The 4,127-nt window shown below is 69.4% G+C and carries 5 protein-coding genes and 1 pseudogene; 4 read left to right on the top strand and 2 right to left on the bottom strand.

All coding sequences use genetic code 11. The features are described 5' to 3' along the window. Positions 1-434, top strand: a 434-nt coding sequence (locus tag ASJ79_RS19885; RefSeq protein WP_197420296.1) for a LacI family DNA-binding transcriptional regulator, incomplete at its 5' end; no start/stop codon positions are given. A gap of 44 nt (positions 435-478) precedes the next feature. Beyond that, complete coding sequence (locus ASJ79_RS19880) at positions 479-1,057, top strand: TetR family transcriptional regulator (RefSeq protein ID WP_067958886.1); 579 nt, start codon at positions 479-481, stop codon at positions 1,055-1,057. An 81-nt stretch (positions 1,058-1,138) separates the two neighbouring features. Here ASJ79_RS19880 and ASJ79_RS31290 read toward each other — a convergent pair. Continuing rightward, a pseudogene (locus tag ASJ79_RS31290) lies at positions 1,139-1,642 on the bottom strand (DUF1338 domain-containing protein); the annotation flags it as partial. 23 nt (positions 1,643-1,665) lie between these two features. Between ASJ79_RS31290 and ASJ79_RS19870 the strand changes: the two are divergent. Next, a complete protein-coding gene (locus tag ASJ79_RS19870; protein ID WP_067958880.1) occupies positions 1,666-2,133 on the top strand; it encodes an Lrp/AsnC family transcriptional regulator in 468 nt (155 codons plus the stop codon). Between the two features lie 51 nt (positions 2,134-2,184). Beyond that, positions 2,185-3,543, top strand: coding sequence for an L-lysine 6-transaminase (lat, locus tag ASJ79_RS19865; RefSeq protein ID WP_067958878.1), 1,359 nt, complete (start codon positions 2,185-2,187; stop codon positions 3,541-3,543). Here the strand turns inward: lat and ASJ79_RS19860 are convergent. Beyond that, a partial coding sequence (locus ASJ79_RS19860; protein ID WP_231750941.1) for a restriction endonuclease occupies positions 3,530-4,127 on the bottom strand: 598 nt, incomplete at its 5' end. The genes lat and ASJ79_RS19860 overlap by 14 nt on opposite strands.

The raw sequence follows: 4,127 nt of genomic DNA, 5'->3' as shown, positions 1-4,127 counted from the left end.
TGGCCTGGACGGTCACCGTGTTCTTCGGCACCCAGGCGTTCATGGCGTACATCATGATGGGTTGGCTGCCACAGGTTTTCATCGACAACGAGGAGGCCGGCGCCGCCGCCGCGCGCACGATGCTGGCGGCGCCGTCGTTGCCGACCGCGGTGCTGGCCGGCAACGATCGCTGCGCGCTGGGCATCCTCGACGTCTTCACCCGTGCCGGGGTCGACGTCCCCGGGCAGGTGTCGTTGATGGGCTACGACGACACCCGGCTCTCGGAGAATCCCCGCATCGACCTGACCACGATCCACCAGGACGCCCGCGAGATCGCATGCCGCTCTGTCGAGTTGGCCGTGCAGATGCTCGTCGAGGGCCCCATCCAGGCCAAGGATGTGGTGCTGGAGCCGACGTTGATCGTGCGGGGGACGACGGCCCCACCGGCACCCTGAGCATTCAGAGCCGGCACTCAGGCGGCGCTGCCACAATCGATCGGATGACCTCCGGTGAGCGGCCCAGTCTGCGGGAGCGCAAGAAGACGCGCACCCGCGAGACCGTGCGCCGGGAGGCGTTCCGGTTGTTCGAGTTGCACGGCTACGCGCAGACCACCGTCGAGCAGATCGCCGAGGCCGCCGACGTCTCCGCCAGAACGTTTTTCCGCTACTTCCCGACCAAGGAATCGGTGCTGTTCTCCGACGATCTCTTCAGACCGATCATCGACGCGTTCCTCGCCGCCCCGGCCGAACTCTCACCGGTCGCGGCGTACCGGCATGCGGCCGCCCAGGTCTTCCGCAGGATGGCCGGGCCCGACTTCGACTACGTGATCGCCCGGCAGCGGTTGCTGTACTCGCTCCCCGAAGCCAAGGGTGCGCTGTGGAACGAGCACGTCGAGGCCATCCGGTTGCTCACGGCGGCGATCGCCGAACGGCTGAACCGGCCGGCGGACGATGACCAGATGCGGGTGACGGCGGGGGCGATCATGGGGGTCTTCATCGCCGCCTCCGACGACGCGCCCCTGAACGGCGAGGCGTTCCTGAAGGCGCTCGACATTCTGGACAAGGGACTCCCCGAGTAGCCCCGCGTGAGACCACCCGCGACGGGAGCGTTTTGACATGATGGCGGCATGACGGCCCGTGACATCCAGGTGACGTTCGACTGCGGCGATCCGGCGGGCCGCGGCGATCAACGCGGGGTCGAACAGTTCCCGGCGCGCGACGAACGCATCGACCCGCGCCCGCAGGTCGGCGCTGAAGAACCGGGTGTCGGCGGTGGCGAGCATCGATGTGAAGACTCGGAAAGGGTTGCGCGCCAGTTCGTCCGGGTCGACCGGGCGGAACGCGGTGGACACCACCGGCACCGGGGACGAGGCCTCGCGCAAGTCGTAGAACCCGACCGGGTACATCCCGAACGCCGCGAACAGGTCGGCGACCTGCGCCAGTTCGGACGGCGAGCCGACGCGGATCGCGCCGTGCCGTTCGGCGGTCACCCGTCCCAGCGAGCCGAGGCGGTGCGCGTCGGGATGCGCGGCGACGTAGGCGCTGTTGACGGCCGAGCTGACCTCGACCAGCGTGTGATAGGCGGGCACCTCGGCGCCGTACATGTGCGACAGTCCGGCGGCGAATTGGGCGCGCAGCTGCCAGGTTTCGACGAACTCAGCCATGGGCCCTCCGATACAGTGCGGCCATGACCGATCCCGCAGACGTCCAGCCGCTCGACGAGATCGACCGGGTGCTGGCCCGTGAGCTGGTGGCCGACGGTCGGGCGACGCTGGCGCATCTGGCCGCGACGGCGGGGCTGTCGGTGTCGGCGGTGCAGTCGAGGGTGCGGCGGCTGGAAGCGCGCGGCGTGGTGAACGGGTACACCGCGCGCATCGACCCCGAAGCCGTCGGTAGCAAGCTGTCGGCGTTCGTCGCCATCACTCCTCTCGATCCCTCTCAACCCGATGATGCACCCGCGCGGCTGGAGCACATCCCCGAGATCGAGGCCTGCTACTCGGTGGCCGGCGAGGACAACTACCTGCTGCTGGTCCACGTCGAGTCGGCGCGCGCGTTGGAAGGCCTGCTGCAGCAGATCCGCACCGCGGCCGACGTGAAGACGCGCAGCACGGTCATCTTACAGAAATTTTACAGCGACAGGCGTTACATACCGTAGAAAGTACATCAGAGCGTCAAGGAACCGTAAAATATCCGCTAACATGGCGGCATGACCGCTGTTCTTCCGGAGACGCGCCGTGCCGCGGTGACGCCGTCCGACGTGCACACCGTGCTGGCCCGCAGCATCCTCGCCGACGGCCTTGACCTGGTCCTCGACATCGACCGGTCCCACGGCTCCTACCTGGTCGACGCCCGCACCGGCCGCAGTTACCTGGACATGTTCACGTTCTTCGCGTCCTCGGCGCTGGGCATGAATCACCCCGGCCTGGCCGGCGACGACGGCTTCCGCGCCGAACTGGCCGCCGCCGCGGTGAACAAGCCCAGCAACTCCGACGTCTACAGCGTGCCGATGGCCCGCTTCGTCGAGACGTTCGCCCGGGTGCTGGGTGATCCTCAGCTGCCGCACCTGTTCTTCGTCGACGGCGGTGCGCTGGCCGTGGAGAACGCGCTCAAGGTCGCGTTCGACTGGAAGAGCCGCCACAACGAGGCCCACGGCCGCGACCCGGAACTGGGCACCAGGGTGCTGCACCTCACCGGCGCGTTCCACGGGCGCAGCGGCTACACGATGTCGCTGACCAACACCGATCCCACCAAGGTCGCGCGCTTCCCGAAGTTCGACTGGCCCCGCATCGACGCCCCGTACGTGCGGCCCGGGGCGGACATCGACGCGCTGGAGGCCGAGTCGCTGCGGCAGGCCCGCGCGGCGTTCGAGGCCCATCCGCACGACATCGCCTGCTTCATCGCCGAGCCGATCCAGGGGGAGGGCGGTGACCGTCACTTCCGTCCACAGTTCTTCGCCGCGATGCGTGAGCTGTGCGACGAGTTCGACGCGCTGCTGATCTTCGACGAGGTGCAGACCGGGTGCGGTATCACCGGAACCGCTTGGGCCTACCAACAATTGGGGGTGCAGCCCGACGTCGTCGCGTTCGGGAAGAAGACCCAGGTGTGCGGCGTGATGGCGGGCGGCCGCGCACGTGAGGAGCAATTCAGGACCCGCGTGGACGAGGTCCCGGGAAACGTCTTCCGCACCAGCTCGCGAATCAACTCGACGTGGGGCGGCAACCTCGTCGACATGGTGCGCGCGCGGCGGATCCTTGAGGTTATCGAGGTCGACGAGCTGTTCTCCCGCGCCGCCGAGAGCGGACGCTACCTGCGAGACCGGCTCGACGAGTTGGCCGCCGAGTTCCCCTGCCTGGTGCGCGACGTGCGGGGCCGCGGGCTGATGTGCGCGTTCAGCATGCCGGGCGCGGCGCAGCGCGACGCGCTGCTGGCCGGGCTGTGGGAGTGCGGGGTGATCATGCTGGGCTGCGGCCCGGACAGCGTGCGGTTCCGGCCGGCGTTGACGGTCGCGACCGCCGAGATCGACGCGGCGGTCGACGCCGTGCGCGCCGTGCTCACGGCGATGTGAGCCGCCGGATCGTCGACCGCAGCCGCGGCAGCTCCGCGCCGCCGACCAGCTCGCAGCCGTGCAACTCGGCGAGTTTGCGTGCTGCAGGGGTGAATTCGTGATTGGTGACGACCATCGTCCTGGTGCAGTCCTGCATCGGGGCGCCGGCCACCACCTCCTGCACGGCCCCGGCGCCGACGGGTCGGGACTGCCGCTTGCACTGCACGGCCAGCCGGTGCGGCCGGTTACCGACGATGAGGTCGACGCCCCAGTCGCCGGTGAGCGGGGTCATGATCACCGGCACCCCGCAGGTGCGTGCGATGCGCGCGACGTAGTCCTCGAAATCGGTGCCCGACATGTCGGTGGGGACGGGCTGCTCCCGCGCGCCCGGGGTGGCCGCCCCGACCACGACGCCGCGCAGGAAGCGGGGTGCCGCTACCGCGACGACCGGAACCAGCAACGCCGCCAGCGCACTCCACCCTGGGCCGACGCCGGCCATCACCCGCTGGTCCAGCAACGCCTCGGCGAGCGGGCGCTGCGGGTCGGCCATCAGATTGGCTGCAGCAACTGAAGCCGACCAGTCCGGGCCGAGCAGGTCGGGGCCG

Source organism: Mycobacterium sp. NAZ190054 (assembly GCF_001545925.1).
In the GTDB taxonomy this organism is placed as follows: Bacteria; Actinomycetota; Actinomycetes; order Mycobacteriales; family Mycobacteriaceae; genus Mycobacterium.
Note: the sequence above shows the minus strand (reverse complement) of the source record. Positions and strands in the feature narration are given on the sequence as shown.

Coding starts and splice junctions, on each gene's coding strand:
- lat (WP_067958878.1), top strand. CDS start 2,185: ATGACCGCTGTTCTTCCGGAGACGCGCCGTGCCGCGGTGACGCCGTCC.
- ASJ79_RS19880 (WP_067958886.1), top strand. CDS start 479: ATGACCTCCGGTGAGCGGCCCAGTCTGCGGGAGCGCAAGAAGACGCGC.
- ASJ79_RS19870 (WP_067958880.1), top strand. CDS start 1,666: ATGACCGATCCCGCAGACGTCCAGCCGCTCGACGAGATCGACCGGGTG.